Source organism: Winogradskyella sp., from assembly GCF_045105575.1.
Taxonomy (GTDB): Bacteria; Bacteroidota; Bacteroidia; order Flavobacteriales; family Flavobacteriaceae; genus Winogradskyella.
On record NZ_JBGCDQ010000026.1, the window covers coordinates 1 to 16202 of the forward strand.

Sequence of the window (16202 nt, forward strand, 5' to 3'; positions counted from 1 at the left end):
TTTTCTATTGGAAAGTCCTTTAGAGAATAATCTCTTAATTTCCCTGTGCTTACACGTTTAATGAATTTTAAAAATGAAGGTAATTGCGGTCCTAGATCGTGATAGTGTAAAAAACCATCTTTCTCATACCCTACGTTAACAAACGCAGCGTTTAGACCAGGCATAACCTTGCGAATCTTGGCGATAAAAATATCACCGACCGCAAAGTCGTTATCCTCTTCGTCTTTGTGTAATTCAATAAGTTTTCCATCTTTTAATAAGGCAAAATCAACAATATCTGAACTCGATCTTACGATTAATTCTTTGTTCATAATGTTAATTTATATCTAGCTCTTCATTGAGTTAGATGGATTCTACTAAATTATTTGACACAGGATGTAATATCCAGCAAATCTAGACGCACTCTATTAAATACTCTAGATTCTATATCAAAGAACGTTTCTTTAAAACTGAAAAAAGTAGTTCTAAAACTACTTTTAACAATTTATTTCTTTTTGTGACGATTAGCGCGTCTACGTTTCTTACGCTTGTGCGTCGCTACCTTGTGTCTTTTTCTTTTCTTACCACTTGGCATAATAAATAATGCTTTTTAGTTAATATTTTCGTTTAAATGCTTTTAGTTTACTTCAACATTAGATTTCACTCCTTCTAAAAAGACTTTAGCAGGCTTAAAAGCTGGTATGTTGTGTGCTGGAATTTTTATTGTAGTATTTTTTGAAATATTACGACCTGTTTTTTCAGCTCTTGTTTTAATGATGAAACTTCCAAAACCTCTTAAATAAACGTTATCTCCGCTTTCTAAAGATGTTTTTACTTCTTCCATAAAGGTTTCTACAGTTGCTTGTACGTCTCCTTTTTCAATACCTAACTTGTCAGATATTTTTGCTACCAAATCGGCTTTTGTCATTATTACTAGTTTTAGGGTTACTATTCTTTTAAGGGTTTGCAAATATAGGTAATTTAATTTCAATTGTTCAAACGTAATTAATTAAAATTTAACACAATAAACAATTAATTTTGCTTTTTTACTTAAAACCTCAAATGGATTTCAAACATAAACTAATTAACTGGTATTCAGAACATAAAAGAGCATTACCTTGGAGATCAACCGAAAACCCATATTACATTTGGCTCTCAGAAATTATTTTACAGCAAACACAAGTAAAACAAGGCTTGCCTTATTACATGGCTTTTGTGAAGCAATATCCTACAGTATTTGACTTAGCAAATGCCTCTGAAGAATCTGTTTTAAAACTATGGCAAGGACTGGGTTATTACTCAAGAGCCAGAAACCTTCATACCACAGCAAAATACATAGCTACAGATCTTAATGGTATCTTTCCTAATACTTATAAAGATTTAATAAACCTAAAAGGTGTTGGTGATTATACCGCAAGTGCCATTGCCTCTTTTGCCTTTAATGAAGTTGCTGCAGTTGTTGATGGCAACGTTTATAGAGTGCTATCGCGTTTTTTCGGAATTAACACGCCTATCAACTCCACTTCTGGAATAAAAGAATTTAAAACTTTAGCTTCAAGCTTAATCGATAAAAAACAACCAGCCACTTACAATCAGGCCATTATGGAATTTGGTGCCATACAATGCAAACCGAAAAATCCGGATTGTAATATTTGTCCGCTCTCCACTGGCTGTGTTGCCCTTCAAAAGAATTTAGTAGATACACTGCCTGTAAAATTGAAGAAAACGAAAGTGACTAAAAAATACTTTAACTTTTTAGTGTGTATCGATCATAACAAACAAATTCTTTTTGAAAAACGGTCTGGTAAAGGCATCTGGCAAAATCTTTATCAATTCCCTTTAATTGAATCTGAAAGAAGTTTAAGCCATGATGAATTTCATCTACTCGATTTAAAGACTGTTATTCCAGAAACTACGACGTCCGATTACTCCTTATATAACGAGCAAGATATTGTACACAAATTATCGCACCAACACCTTAATACCAAATTCTGGATTATTGAAGTTGATGCACTTCCTGAAACAGCTATTTCTATTAAATCTCTTACAAAATATCCTGCTCCGATACTTATAAGCGATTTTATAGACCAATTCGGTTTTTAGAAGTTTAATAAAATCACATTTTTTTATTACTTTTAAAGTAGTAACTGGGCAAAAGACTAACTTTACCCTCTAAATATTAATATTATGTCTGGAACATTAAATAAAGTAATGCTTATAGGAAACTTAGGTGACGAAGTTAAAATGCATTATTTTGATGATAAGAACTGTGTTGGTCGTTTTCCAATTGCTACTAGTGAATCTTATGTAAGTAAGCAAACGAATGAGCGTATTACTAATACGGAATGGCATAATATTGTGGTAAGAAACAAAGCGGCTGAAATTTGTGAAAAATACCTATCTAAAGGTGATAAGGTTTATATTGAAGGACGCATAAAAAGTAGAAAATGGACGGATGATAAAGGAATGGAGCGTTATTCTACAGAAATACAGTGCGATGAATTTACGTTTTTAACACCAAAAACCGATCAACAAAAATCACAACAAACGCAACCACAGACACCAAAAGCTAATCCACAAACGCCAACAGCTGCACCTAATAATATGGTGAATGAAGGCGATGACGATTTGCCTTTTTAACTATTTAATCTCACCTTATTTTGGACCCAGAACCCACGGTTTTAATTTCAAATTTACTCATTACCAATACCTCATTCATCTCTAGTATTGTTGTACTCATTGTATTATTGCTGTGTTCTGCATTAATTTCTGGTGCTGAAGTGGCTGTATTTTCTTTAACGAAGTCTAATTTAGATGAAGGATTAGAAAGTAAATCTGCTGCCATACAGATTATTGCAACACTTTTAGAACGTCCTAAAAAATTATTGGCCACCATATTGGTTGCTAATAATTTTATAAATATTGCTATTGTTTTATTATTCGCTTACATCGGTGAAACCGTTTTTAGTAGTATTACAAACAGTCTTTTTAGATTTTTAGTTGAAGTGGTTTCGGCCACCTTTCTCATCTTGTTATTCGGAGAGATTATTCCTAAAATTTATGCGAGTAGAAATAGTGTAAAGTTTTCGTCATTTATGGCCAGACCGCTTAAAGTTTTAGATGTTTTGTTTTCACCGATAAGCTTGCCGATGCGTTTTGTAACGATTCAAATTCATAATAAATTTGGGAAACAACGGTCTAATCTAAGTGTCGATCAATTATCCCAGGCCTTAGAGCTTACCAATGATGAAGACACGACTAAAGAGGAACAAAAACTACTACAAGGCATCGTATCCTTCGGAAATACAGATACAAAACAAGTGATGCGACCACGAATGGATTTATTCGCCTTAAGCATCAATACTGCTTATGAAACGATTATAAAAGATATTATTAGCAATGGCTATTCTAGAATTCCGGTTTACGAAGAAAATATAGATACCATAAAAGGCGTGCTTTACGTCAAAGATTTATTACCACATTTAAACAAAAAAACATTCGATTGGACGACCATTTTACGTGAGCCGTTTTTTGTACCAGAAAACAAAAAGTTAGATGATTTAATGGTGGAATTTCAAACCAAAAAAGTACATCTCGCTGTAGTTGTTGACGAATATGGAGGCACCTCAGGCTTGGTATCTCTCGAAGATATAATTGAAGAAATTGTAGGTGATATTAGTGACGAGTATGACGATGAAGATTTAGTTTACACAAAATTAGATCATAATAACTATAGCTTTGAAGGCAAAACACCTTTAAAAGATGTTTATAAAATTGTTGGTATTACCGAAGATGCGGAACTTTTTGAAGCTAAGAAAGGAGAAGCCGAAACCTTAGCTGGTTTTGTTTTAGAAATTTCAGGAGGCTTTCCGAGAATCGGTAGTAAAATAAATTTTGAAAATTACGTTTTTACAGTAGAGGCTTTAGAACGTAAGCGCATCAAACAAATTAAATTAACCTTATTAGAAGTTTAAATTCGTTATATTTTAGACGCATAATTAAAAAGATTCTCACTTTTGTGGGAAATAGTTACTGAAATTAATTCATCCCAAGTAAATTGAGCATCAGATGAAAAAAATAATTCTACCAATTTTAAGTGTATTAATGTTAAGCTGTGGAGACGATCCGTTACCAAAACCAAAAGGATATTTAAGATTAGAATATCCGAGTCCTGTTTATACAAAAGCACCTGTTCCATTACCATTTTCTTTTGAAAAGAACCAACTTTCTGAACGTATAAAGTCTGTTACATCGTCTGCCGATATGAAAGGTGTTAACATTAATTATCCGTCATTAAAAGCAACAATTTATTTAACCTATAAAGAAGTTAAAGATGGTAATTTAAATGATTTGCTAAGAGACGCTCAAAACTTAACGCAAAAGCATACCATTAAGGCTGATGAAATTTTTAATATTCCTTTTGAAAATAAAGAAGCCAAGGTTTACGGCATGCTTTACGAAATAGGAGGCGACGCAGCATCACAATCGCAATTTTACGTTACAGATAGTATTAATCACTTTTTAAGTGGCTCTTTGTACTTCTATGCAAAACCGAATTACGATTCTATTTACCCAGCTTCAGAATACCTTAAAAAAGATATTAAGCGCATTATGGAAACGGTACGTTGGCAGGAATAATATATAATTTCATTTAAGCGTATAAAAAAATGCCTATCAAAAATTTTGATAGGCATTTTACATTTATGTGATATTACAAGTTTGTTTTAGAATGTATATCTTAAACCAACTTGCATTTGCCATCTTGATGATTGTAAACCAGAATCATCAATGATGTTTGTTGTTTCACCAGATCTTTCATCAAACGTAAATTCAGGTGTTGTACCGTCAGCTCCAAAACCTTCGAAATCTAACAACTGTACTTGACCAAAGTTAGCGAATGTTCTAACTCCCCATTCTTTATTTAAAAGATTAGTAAAGTTAAAAATGTCTGCTGTTACTTCAAATCTGTGTACTTTTTTACCAAAAGTAATACCAAATTCTTGAGCAAACTTTAAATCAATAATATGGCTCCAATCAGAACGGTCTGCATTTCTTTCTGCAAATTGACCTCTACGTGATCTTAAATAATCGTTTCCTTCAATATAAGCATCTAAAGCTGCCCATTGTGCTGCAGCAGTTACATCTCCGTTGTCCACTAATTGTGCTTGTGCTTCATTACTTGGTACAAAGATTAATGCAGAATCAGAACCTGTATCAGCTAATAAACCATCACCATTATAAACATAACTTAATGGAGAACCTTCTGCCCCTTCATAAAACAAACCAATTCTCGTTTTAATGTTTTCAGTCCATTTAAACTCAAATGTAGAGTTTGCTAAAATACGGTGTCCTGGAGAGAAATCAGATACAGATAAATCTGGAGCGTTAGAACCATTAACTGTTTCTAAATTTCTCCATTGCGAACTGTTTTGTGAACTTGTACCATCTAAAATACCATCTGCTTCACCATAAGAATAGGTTACTGCCGATCTAATATCAAATTTATTAGTAATAAAGTTTTTAGATAGCGTAGCTGCTATGTTATAAGAACTACCAGCACCAGTATTAGAGCCTAAATAAATATCGCTATATGTATTATCAATAGATTGGAAACCGTAATTTGGTCTAGATCCTGCACCTGTAGTATCAAACTGAGGACCAGCTACATTTAAGTTTTCATATATTACAGCTGTGATATTATCATTCCAAATAAAATCAGCTGATAATGTAAATCCACCAGGTAATTTCTGATCTACAGCAATATTCGTTTTGAATACTTGTGGTAACATAAAATCTTTAGCAAATAAATCGATCTGTCCACCTAAACTTCCACTGCCTTGAGCCGGATCTTGAAATTGCGTATTAGGGTTTGGATTAAATTCTGGTGCATTTGAACCAGTTAACTGTATAAACCCAGTTGTAACACCATTGTTATTGTAAGTTCCACCAGGCCATACTAAAGGCACTCTTGATGTGAAGATACCAAGACCACCACGAACTTGAGTCGATTTTTTACCATTAACATCCCAGTTGAAACCAACTCTTGGAGAAATATGAACATTAGCATCAATACCTTGTCCTACTCTAGCACCTTGTAAATCTTTACCTGCATTTTCTAAAAGCTCTACAGTACGTGTATTGAAATCTTCGTTTTCGGTACCATCTTCCCAATAAGGAATATCGATTCTTAAACCTGCAGTTAATTTAAAGTTTTCAGAAACGTTAACTTCATCTTGAACATATAATCCAAATTGAAATAAATCGAACTCAGCGGCTCCTTGAGAATCATCTCCACTTCCTCCTATTAATGAATACCCATGACGGTATCTATTTGGTGTACCTGCATAAAAAGCATCTAAATTATTAAATCTGTAATCTCCAAAATTTTGTCTAAAGAACACATTATTAGCAGATGAAAATTCATTATTAGTACCAATTGTAATGGTATGCTTTCCTGAATAAATCTCAAAATTGTTTGTTAACGTAATGACGCGTTGCTCTAATAAATTAGATGTTGAAAAAGGCTCAGAACCAAAGAATATTGATGTACCAGCGGCATCAAAAATTTGTACTGACGGAAATGGATTCCCCTCAGGACCTCTATCATCATTAACCGTAGTAAAACCAACTACTAAATTATTAGCAAACTTGTTTCCTATTCTTGTATTTAATTCTAAAGCCGTTGAGTTTGTAATAGACTCAAAGTTTATGGCTCTATTAAAGAAATTAATACTTCCTGTGTTAGACGCTCTTGCATTTAACTGAACAGCCTTTACATAACTATGCTTTAATGATAATGTATTGTTATCATTAATATTCCAATCTAATTTTGCAATTAATTTATCACTCACTAAAGAAGATGTGTTATTAGCAAATCCACCTGCATCATACCCATAATTTGTAGATAAAAAATTAGTTAAGGTACCTAGATCTTCAGCCGTAGCATCACCTCTATATGAGTCAATATTAAAAGGCTGTGGAGTTTCTTGATCTTCTCTTTCATAATTTACAAAGAAAAACAACTTGTTTTCAATAATTGGACCACCTAAACGGACACCATAAATGTTGGCTGCAAATTCATCTAATTTTTCTCTAGCATCTTCACCAGCTAAATCAACAGGTGTTTTTCCTGCTAAATCTTGATTTCTAAGAAACGTATAAGCAGATCCTGTAAATGTGTTCGTACCAGATTTTGTAATAGCACTAATACTACCACCAGCAAAACCAGATTGTCTTACATCAAAAGGTGCCACATTAACTTGAAAAGATTCAATAGCATCTAAAGATATTGGACTCACGCCTGTTTGCCCACCATTAGTTCCGTTACCTGCTAAACCAAAAACATCATTATTTACAGCACCATCAATATAAATAGCGTTGTATCTGTTGTTTTGACCTGCAATAGAAATGACATCATCACCAGTTATTTTTGCCTGTGGAGTTAATCTTGCAAAATCAGCAATGTTTCTAGATAAAGACGGTAAAGTATTTACTTGTCTTTGAGATACTCTCGTTTCTGCACCAGTTTTACCTGCATCAAAAATACTATTAGCTTGTGCTGTAATAACAACTTCATCAAGAACACTAGCATCCTCAGAAAGAGCGACACTTATTCTTTTAGATTCACCAAGACCAAGAAAAACAGCCTCGTCCTTAGATTCTTTAAATCCAACATAAGAAATTGTTACAGTGTAAGGACCACCTGTTCTCATGTTTGAAATTCTGTAGTAACCATCGAAATCCGTAACTGCACCATAAGTAGTACCCGACGGAGTGTGTACTGCTACTATGTTTGCACCTGGTAAAGCACTACCAGAAGCCTCTGTTACTTGCCCATTTATAGATGCTGTAGTCACACCCTGAGCAAACGCCACCATAGAGAACATCGTCAATACAGCTGCAAATAAAAATTGATTAAATTTTTTCATATAAAATTACAATTAATTGGTTTTATTTATTAATGCAAAATTACATATTACTACGGCTGTAGCATTACCTAAATGTTAAGATTCTTAACATATTAATAATAATTATGATTTTCATAAGATTTAGTTATAAATAACTAAATTATGAGAATAATTTTCACAATTTCTAGTTATTCTTCTTGTAGAATGCTATTAATTTTTCGGTAGATGCATCATGACTTGAATGTGGAGCCTCTTCTTTTAACTCTGTTAGTATGGATTTAGCTAATTGCTTTCCTAATTCAACACCAAATTGGTCGTAACTATAGATATTCCAAACAATCCCTTGTACAAAGATTTTATGCTCGTACATGGCAATGAGTTTTCCTAAACTTTCTGGAGTCAATTTTTGAATTAATAGTGACGTTGTAGGTTTGTTGCCTTCAAATACTTTGAATGGTACGAGCGTTTCAATAGCTTCTTTGGACAATTCCGATGCATTAAATTCTGACCTTACTTCAGCTTCCGTTTTACCATTCATTAAGGCTTCGGTTTGTGCAAAGTAATTAGACATTAGCTTATCGTGATGGTCTTTATTACCATACAAAGATTCTACATAACCAATAAAGTCCGTTGGAATCAATTTAGTACCTTGATGTATCAATTGAAAAAAAGCATGTTGTGAATTGGTACCTGGCTCTCCCCAAATTAAAGTTCCGGTTTGATAGTTTACTGAATTTCCATCTCTATCTACACTCTTTCCGTTACTTTCCATAATGCCTTGCTGCAAATAGGTCGCAAACTGATTTAAATATTGTGTATATGGAATGATGGCTTCACTTTCAGACTGGAAAAAATTGTTATACCAAACGGTTAACAAGGCTGAGATTACGGGAATATTTTCACTAAAATCTGCGGTTTTAAAATGGACATCCATTTTGTGCGCTCCATCTAGTAAACTTTCAAAATGTTTATAACCCAAAGCTAAACTTATAGAAAGACCTACAGCACTCCATAAAGAAAAACGACCTCCAACCCAATCTTTCATAGGAAAAATGTTGGTTTCATCAATACCAAAGTTTTTTACACTGTCAATATTGGTAGAAACCGCAACAAAATGTTTAGAAACGGCTTCCTTTGGTTGCGACTCTAAAAACCAGGCTCTTATAGAGTTGGCATTAGATAAGGTTTCTTGTGTGGTAAACGTTTTTGAAACAATGACAAAAAGGGTCGTTTCTGGATTTAATTTTTTTATCACTTCTTGATAGTGGTCACCATCCACATTACTCACAAAATGCGTATTTAAATGATTTTTGTAATACTGAAGTGCATCTACAACCATGGCAGGTCCAAGATCTGAACCTCCAATACCAATATTTACCACATCTGTAATGGCTTTGCCTGAATGCCCTTTGTGATCGCCATTAACAACTGAATTTGTAAAATTTTCGATTTTTTTCTTAACCTGATGTATTTCTGGAATGACATTTTCACCTTCAAAAAGAACCGCAGCATCTTTTGGAGCTCTTAAGGCCGTATGCAGAACAGCGCGTCCTTCAGTAGCATTAATGATATCACCTTCAAAATATTTTGAAATCGCATCTTTTAAATCGAGTTCACTAGCTAATTCAGTTAAAATGGCTAATGTTTCTTTGGTAATTCTGTTTTTAGAAAAATCGACATAAAAATCTTCCCATTTTACCGTTAAATCATTTGCACGTTGGGCATCTGACTGAAATAAATCTTTTAAATGCGCAGATTTTAAAGTTTCAAAATGTGCGTGTAATTTTTTCCACGCTGCTGTGGTCGTTGGGTTGGTTGCTTTTAATGCCATTATCTTATATCTCTATTTGGGTCTTCGGTTATTGTATTTTCTAATTCTTTAGGTTCTGCCTCTAAAAAGAAAATATTATCTAGTCTTTGTTTTATGGGCTTAATATGCTCTAAAAATTTCACTTTTAAACTATCGGAAATTGGTTTAGCTTCTGGTAATTTTTGCTTAAATGGATCTACTTGTCGTCCATTTTTCCAGAAACGATAACAGACGTGAGGTCCGCCTGTGTTGCCTGTCATGCCCACATAACCAATAATATCTCCTTGCTTTACAAACTGGCCTTTCTTTACCGCTTGTTTACTCATATGCAAGTACTGCGTGCTGTAAGTATCATTGTGCCTAATTTTTACATATTTGCCATTTCCTCCACGTCTTGTAGATTCGGTAACGGTTCCATTAGCCGTCGCCATAATTGGCGTATTTATTGGTGCGGCAAAATCAGTCCCTTTATGAGGACGTACCTTATAACCGTAAACTGCAATACGCCTTTTAAGGTTGTAACGCGACGAAATTCTACTAAATTGTACAGGTGCTTTTAAAAACGCACGTCTTAAGTTTTTAGCATCTTCGTTAAAGTAATCTTGTATTCTCTTGATGGAATCGGTTTCAAATTGAAACGCATATAATGAATCGCCATTATGTTCAAAATACGCTGCTTTTACATTGTGAACACCTGCATAAATAGAGTCATCAATGTATTTATCAGTGTATATTACTTTGAAACGGTCTCCTTTTTGCAGTCGTCTAAAATCAATCGTCCAAGCATAAATTTCATCAGCCATTTTATGAGCTAACTTTTGACTTAAGCCTTTATCTTGAAGCGTTTCAGAAATACTACTTTCTATAATTCCTGTAGCTGTTTTTTCTATATATGAAATAGGTTTTGTTCGGGTGTAAGCTTTAATAGAATCTTTAAAATTGATCACCACATAGTCTTCTAAATTATTTTGATAAATAAATGTGGTTGGTTTCTGAATGCTATCGCCTTGTCGTTCTTTAGGAAAAAGTAAGGTATATGGTTTACCTATTTGAAGTTTTCTAATATCGAAGGTATCTTTTGCTTTTTCTGCAATCTGATAAATTTTTGGATATCCTATATTATTTCGTTCTAAAATGACACCAAACGTATCACCTTTTTTAATGGTGTCTCGTTTAAATTCATAGTTGTCTAGATTAAAACCAAACTCAATTATTTTTTCTTCTTCAACAATTTCGGCAAGTTCTTTTTCGTAGGCGACTTCAGCCGAATTATCTTCTTTACAAGCCAAAATACTTACAGCAATTAGTATTGCTGCGACTAGTGGTTTTAAATGCATTAATTAAGCTAATTATAAATTATTTCCCCAATTTTCTAATTCTTCTGCACTCCATAATTCCGGAAAGAAAATACGTTTCTGGTATTTTGGATGCATGTATTTTTTCCAATCGCTACCTCCTGTGGCTTCACCATCTCCAATACCACTATCAATATAATGTTTTGCAGCATTGTAATGTGCCATAACCCAACTCACGTTAACCGTATAATCGTAATGACGCATGGCTTTTACAAGCTCTTTGTCTTTCTGATCTTTTTCGGGTAGCTCTTTAAAACGCGTCCAAAGATTTTTAGTATTGTAGGTTTCCATAAACCTTAAAAACTCATCCTTATAGCGTTTTTCAAAATTAACTAAAAGTGTGGATTTCTTTCCTGTTTTATGATCTTTTCCTGCGGCTTGCCAATACAAATGTTCAAAAGCATGCGTAAAAGGTGTGTCTCTATCAATATTTTTTCTGAAGCGATAATCGATAAGATTAATCAGTTCGGTAGATGCAAACTCAATAAAACGATACTGCGCACTTTGAAAACCACTTGCTGGAGTTAGCGTGTATCTAAACTTCATATACTGTTCCACATCCATGCCTTCTCTCATAATATTGAAAGAAGTGGATAACATATCGAAATAACGACTGATGCGCATGAGTTTACTTTCGAAAAACACAACATCTAAATTTTCCTTTTCAGCAACCTGAGACATTTCCCAAAGGATCATCTTAAAAAGTAACTCGTTAATTTGATGGTACGCAATAAATACCATTTCATCTGGAAGCGTGGTGCGTTGAATCTGTAAATTTAGAAGGGCATCTGTTTGTATATAATCCCAATATGTAATTGGCTTACTGTAAAGCAAGCCATATAAATGATCGTCTGTATCTTGGTCTATTTTTATGTATTTCTCTTCTAGAGATTTAATAATATCATCGTAGTTTGGTTGGTCTGACATATGGTGGTTACTCTTAGAATTCTATTTGAAAGGAATGTTTTAAGCCTTTAAACTCTACCAAATCTGCACGAAGTGAACCTACTGCTAAATCTGCTTTAATTCTTAAAGGAATTTTATTTTTATCTGCACTAACCCAAAGGGTTAAACTTTCTTCTTCTTTAAACACACGGCCAGCCATAACATAAGGTCTAAACTTAAGTGTTTTTACATTTACCTCTGATCCGTTGACATCGACTTCAATAGTTTCTCTACCTAAATATTTAAGTTTGAAACCATAGTTTTCTTCATCAAAAAACATTAATGTTTGTATTTCGTCACCTTGTTTTAAAGCTGAAATATCAATGTTGTTTCTTAAATGATAATACATAGAAACCATATCTTGAACCCCTTGCTCAGTAGCAATTGACTTTACCTCCTTGCGCTTTTTATCAGTAACCTCAGCGAGTTTTTTTTCGTGATCAAAATTAATTTCGATGTCTTTTGTATGTCCACCTTCATCTATTTTTCTAATAAATTTATAAGGTGCACCTGTTTCTTTATCAAAATAACTTTCGTAACGGTCCTTAACTTTAAACATCCATTTAATCGCGCCTGTGGTCCAACCTTTTCCTACCACATGGTACACTCCTTTTCCGTCTAAATTGGTTTCTTTTAGAGATAGTGTTGCGTTTCCTGCTTTTACAAGTCCGCTGTAACTCATTTCAAATTTAAACCACTCACCTTCCTGAAAAGCAGATTGCTTTTCAATGTTTGAAGATTGAAACCCTACAAAAAATAATATGGCGGTAAATAAATATTTCATAATCTGTTGTTGTAAATGTAAATAATGTAACGCATTTTTTGTGTTACAATTATCTTAAATACAATTACTATTCCAAAAATCTAAGACCTGTTGCTTTTTCAGTGAACCTGTATTTTTTTAAAGCGTTCCTCTTTTGGCTTGCTCGCGCTCAATAGATTCGAATAAGGCTTTAAAATTACCTGCGCCAAAACCTTGTGCTCCCATACGTTGAATAATTTCAAAGAATAGTGTTGGTCTGTCTTCTACTGGTTTTGTGAAAATTTGAAGCAAATAGCCTTCTTCATCTGCATCTATCATTATCGACAATTTTTGAAGCTCGCCAATATCTTCTTTCATCATATCCATGTGCACTCCGAGACGTTTCGGAATATCATCATAATACGCTTGTGGTGGAGGTGGTAAAAATTCAATACCTCTTGCTTTTAATTGGGCTACTGTTTTAATAATATCATCGGTTGCTACAGCAATATGTTGCACTCCAGAATCTTCATAGAAATCTAAATATTCTTCAATTTGCGATTTTTTAGCCGCTTTTGCAGGTTCGTTAATTGGAAATTTAATTCTACCATTACCGTTACTCATCACTTTACTCATTAGGGCAGAATATTCGGTATGGATTTGTTTGTCATCGAACGATAAAAAGTTAACGAAGCCCATAACGTCTTCGTACCATTTTACCCATTGGTTCATTTGTCCCCAACCCACATTACCAACCATATGATCTATATATTTAAGACCAACAGGTTCTGGATTGTAATCACTTTTCCACTCTACAAAACCTGGCATAAATGTACCAGTGTAATTTTTACGCTCTACAAACATGTGTACAGTTTCACCATAGGTGTAAATTCCTGCTCTTACCACTTCACCGAACTCATCTGTTTCTACGGTTGGCTCCATGTACGATTTTGCACCTCGCTTTGTAGTTTCTTCATACGATTTACGCGCATCTTCTACCCAAAGGGCAATTACCTTAACTCCATCACCATGTTTAACAATATGGTTGTTGATTTCAGATTTACTGTTTAAAGGAGTTGTAAGCACCAACCTAATTTTATCTTGTTTTAAAACGTAGCTTACAGAATCTCGTGAGCCCGTTTCTAAACCTCTATAGGCATAGGATTGAAAGCCAAATGCTGTTTTATAAAAATGAGCCGATTGCTTGGCGTTACCCACATAAAACTCTACATAGTCTGTTCCTAAAAGTGGGAGGAAATCTTGTGCTCCTTCGAATATTTTTTCTAAACCGTAGTTTACATTTTTTACTTCTTTCATATTAAAAGCCCATCCTAACCTTCCCAGAGGGAAGGGACTCTCACTATTGGGATAAACGAGTCTGTGTTATACTTAATGCTTATTTAAATGCTAACTAGATATTTAGTTGCTTAAGCTATCTATTTCTGTTTCTTCCGCTTGTTCAATTCCTGATTCTTCTTCAATAATATAGTCATCGTCCTCCCAAACTTCTAAGGAGTCTGACTCATATTCATCATAATAATCTTCTACTTTATAATCCGGATTATTTAATCCTTCTAAAAACGCAGATGAAATCATAGTCCCATAAAATGCAATGGCCAAAATAGAGACCAAAACAATAAGACCATTCATTACAATTGCTATAATGTTAATTATTTTTGCTGTATTAACATTACTTCGAGATTGTGGATCATAAGCTTCTGGGTTTTCAGCAAAAGCTCGTAAACTTTTATTAGCAGTGACCAAACCTATAATTGCCATAATTAATGGAATTATTGCTGTAATGCCATAACAACAGCAACCAGCAATACCGATGACTAAGGCTAATATTCCTAAAACAAGTGCTAAAGGATCTGCGGATAATTTATTGTAATTCATTTTAAATATATTCTCTTTTGTTTATTAGTGCTCTAACCATGACTTAAAATAATCTTCATCAGCAATTTTCAAGGCTTCTTCAGTTACTTTTAAAGGTTTAAATGTATCTACCATTACGGCCAATTCATCTGTTTTTACTTTACCAATGCTACGTTCCATAGCTCCTGGATGTGGACCATGCGGAATACCTGCTGGATGTAATGAAATATGACCAGCGTCGATATCATTTCTACTCATAAAATCACCATCTACATAATACAAGACCTCATCACTATCAATATTACTGTGATTGTATGGTGCAGGCACTGCTAGCGGATGATAATCATACAGTCTTGGTACAAAACTACAAATCACAAAAGCATCTGTTTCAAACGTTTGATGTACTGGAGGTGGCTGATGTACGCGACCTGTAATAGGTTCAAAGTCGTGAATTGAAAAGGCATAAGGATAATTATAACCATCATAACCGACCACATCAAAAGGGTGTGAAGCATAAACCATATCAAAAATATCGCCTTGCTTTTTTATTTTAATTAAAAACTCACCCGATTCGTTATGTGTTTCTAATTCTTGAGGTTGTCTAATATCGCGCTCACAAAACGGAGAATGTTCTAATAACTGACCAAAATAATTTCGGTAGCGTTTTGGTGTGTAAATTGGTCTGTAGGATTCTACTATAAAAAGTCGGTTATCTTCGGTATCAAAATCGAGCTTATAAATAACACCTCGTGGTACCAGCAGGTAATCTCCATATTTAAAATCTAAATTACCAAGATGTGTTCTTAATTTACCAGTACCTTTATGAATAAAAATTAACTCATCAGCATCTGTGTTTTTGTAAAAATAATCTTTGGTTGATGTTTTTGGCGCTGCTAGTATGATATTGCAATCGCTATTGGTTAAAACAATTTTTCTACTCTCTAAATAGTCATTTTCTGGTTTTACTTTAAATCCATGAAAACGATACGATTGCATATTATTTGCTTTAGCCACTTTTGGTGCAACACTGTATTGTTTTCTTATTTCCTTAACCTGAGTCGGTCGTTGCTCGTGGTAACTGTTGGTAGACATACCATCAAAACCAATGGTACCAAATAATTGCTCGTAATAAAATGTGCCATTTGGCTTTTTAAATTGTGTATGTCTTTTGGGCGGAATTTTCCCTAATTTGTGATAAAATGGCATGTTTTGAGTTTTAGGTTCTAGATTTAAAATTCAAAATCGGCTAATTATGAATTTAAACAATGGTACTAAAATAAGTAAAAAATAAGGAGATTCCCGCTTTCGCTGGAATTGATGCGTATTTATTCTGGATTCCTTTTGATAAGGAAATGGAGATATAATTTTATGTTTGCCCAGAATGGTTTCATGAGTTTATTCTATTATCTTTTAATGGTTACATGGTGCTCGCTGATTCATCATTTCCTTGGGTGATACAATTTTCAGCATGCTCGTTTCATGTGTTACAAAGATGGAGAATTTAAGTGAGACTTAAAAATAATTAATAGACTTCAACATCTTATACATTTAGTCTTATCAACAAAAGTCTGTAAAAACCCTAAACTAAA

At 33.8% G+C, this 16202-nt stretch carries 13 protein-coding genes and 1 pseudogene; 4 read left to right on the forward strand and 10 right to left on the reverse strand.

The window, feature by feature from the left end; translation table 11 throughout:
• A pseudogene (locus tag AB8B52_RS06315) lies at positions 1-311 on the reverse strand (ribonuclease E/G); the annotation flags it as partial.
• Positions 312-616: 305 nt separating this feature from the next.
• Positions 617-907 carry an HU family DNA-binding protein gene (locus tag AB8B52_RS06320; protein WP_008270198.1) on the reverse strand — a complete coding sequence of 97 codons (291 nt, stop codon included), beginning with the start codon at positions 905-907 and terminating at the stop codon, positions 617-619.
• A 134-nt stretch (positions 908-1041) separates the two neighbouring features.
• Between AB8B52_RS06320 and mutY the strand changes: the two genes are divergently transcribed.
• The 4 genes from mutY to gldD all read left to right on the forward strand — a co-directional run bounded on the left by mutY (position 1042) and on the right by gldD (position 4617).
• Entirely contained in the window at positions 1042-2082 is a 1041-nt protein-coding gene (mutY, locus tag AB8B52_RS06325; protein ID WP_406026320.1) for an A/G-specific adenine glycosylase, read from the forward strand.
• Positions 2083-2166: 84 nt separating this feature from the next.
• On the forward strand, positions 2167-2619 hold the full coding sequence (locus tag AB8B52_RS06330; protein ID WP_406026322.1) for a single-stranded DNA-binding protein: 453 nt from the start codon (positions 2167-2169) through the stop codon (positions 2617-2619).
• 20 nt (positions 2620-2639) lie between these two features.
• Positions 2640-3953: a gliding motility-associated protein GldE gene (locus AB8B52_RS06335; protein WP_406026324.1), complete on the forward strand. Its 1314-nt coding sequence runs from the start codon at positions 2640-2642 to the stop codon at positions 3951-3953.
• A 94-nt stretch (positions 3954-4047) separates the two neighbouring features.
• Positions 4048-4617: a gliding motility lipoprotein GldD gene (gene gldD / locus AB8B52_RS06340; RefSeq protein WP_406026326.1), complete on the forward strand. Its 570-nt coding sequence runs from the start codon at positions 4048-4050 to the stop codon at positions 4615-4617.
• Positions 4618-4703: 86 nt separating this feature from the next.
• On the opposite strand, the gene AB8B52_RS06345 is transcribed toward gldD, so the two are convergent.
• The 8 genes from AB8B52_RS06345 to AB8B52_RS06380 form a co-directional block, all read right to left on the reverse strand.
• Positions 4704-7907, reverse strand: a complete 3204-nt coding sequence (locus tag AB8B52_RS06345; protein WP_406026328.1) for a carboxypeptidase regulatory-like domain-containing protein — start codon at positions 7905-7907, stop codon at positions 4704-4706.
• Between the two features lie 163 nt (positions 7908-8070).
• Positions 8071-9717, reverse strand: coding sequence for a glucose-6-phosphate isomerase (pgi, locus tag AB8B52_RS06350; RefSeq protein ID WP_406026330.1), 1647 nt, complete (start codon positions 9715-9717; stop codon positions 8071-8073).
• Positions 9717-11033 (reverse strand): peptidoglycan DD-metalloendopeptidase family protein, encoded by a 1317-nt coding sequence (locus AB8B52_RS06355; protein ID WP_406026332.1) that lies wholly within the window; start codon positions 11031-11033, stop codon positions 9717-9719. The genes pgi and AB8B52_RS06355 overlap by 1 nt, the downstream gene beginning before the upstream one ends.
• A 12-nt stretch (positions 11034-11045) precedes the next feature.
• The gene (locus AB8B52_RS06360; RefSeq protein ID WP_406026334.1) at positions 11046-11978 is read right to left on the reverse strand and encodes a tryptophan 2,3-dioxygenase family protein; all 933 of its coding nucleotides are present in this window, start codon (positions 11976-11978) and stop codon (positions 11046-11048) included.
• Between the two features lie 13 nt (positions 11979-11991).
• On the reverse strand, positions 11992-12780 hold the full coding sequence (locus tag AB8B52_RS06365; RefSeq protein ID WP_406026336.1) for a DUF3108 domain-containing protein: 789 nt from the start codon (positions 12778-12780) through the stop codon (positions 11992-11994).
• A 117-nt stretch (positions 12781-12897) separates the two neighbouring features.
• Positions 12898-14055 carry a 4-hydroxyphenylpyruvate dioxygenase gene (gene hppD, locus AB8B52_RS06370; RefSeq protein ID WP_406026337.1) on the reverse strand — a complete coding sequence of 386 codons (1158 nt, stop codon included), beginning with the start codon at positions 14053-14055 and terminating at the stop codon, positions 12898-12900.
• A 102-nt stretch (positions 14056-14157) separates the two neighbouring features.
• A complete protein-coding gene (locus tag AB8B52_RS06375) occupies positions 14158-14634 on the reverse strand; it encodes a CCC motif membrane protein (RefSeq protein ID WP_406026339.1) in 477 nt (158 codons plus the stop codon).
• A gap of 24 nt (positions 14635-14658) precedes the next feature.
• Positions 14659-15819: a homogentisate 1,2-dioxygenase gene (locus AB8B52_RS06380; RefSeq protein WP_406026341.1), complete on the reverse strand. Its 1161-nt coding sequence runs from the start codon at positions 15817-15819 to the stop codon at positions 14659-14661.
• Positions 15820-16202 lie beyond the last annotated feature (383 nt).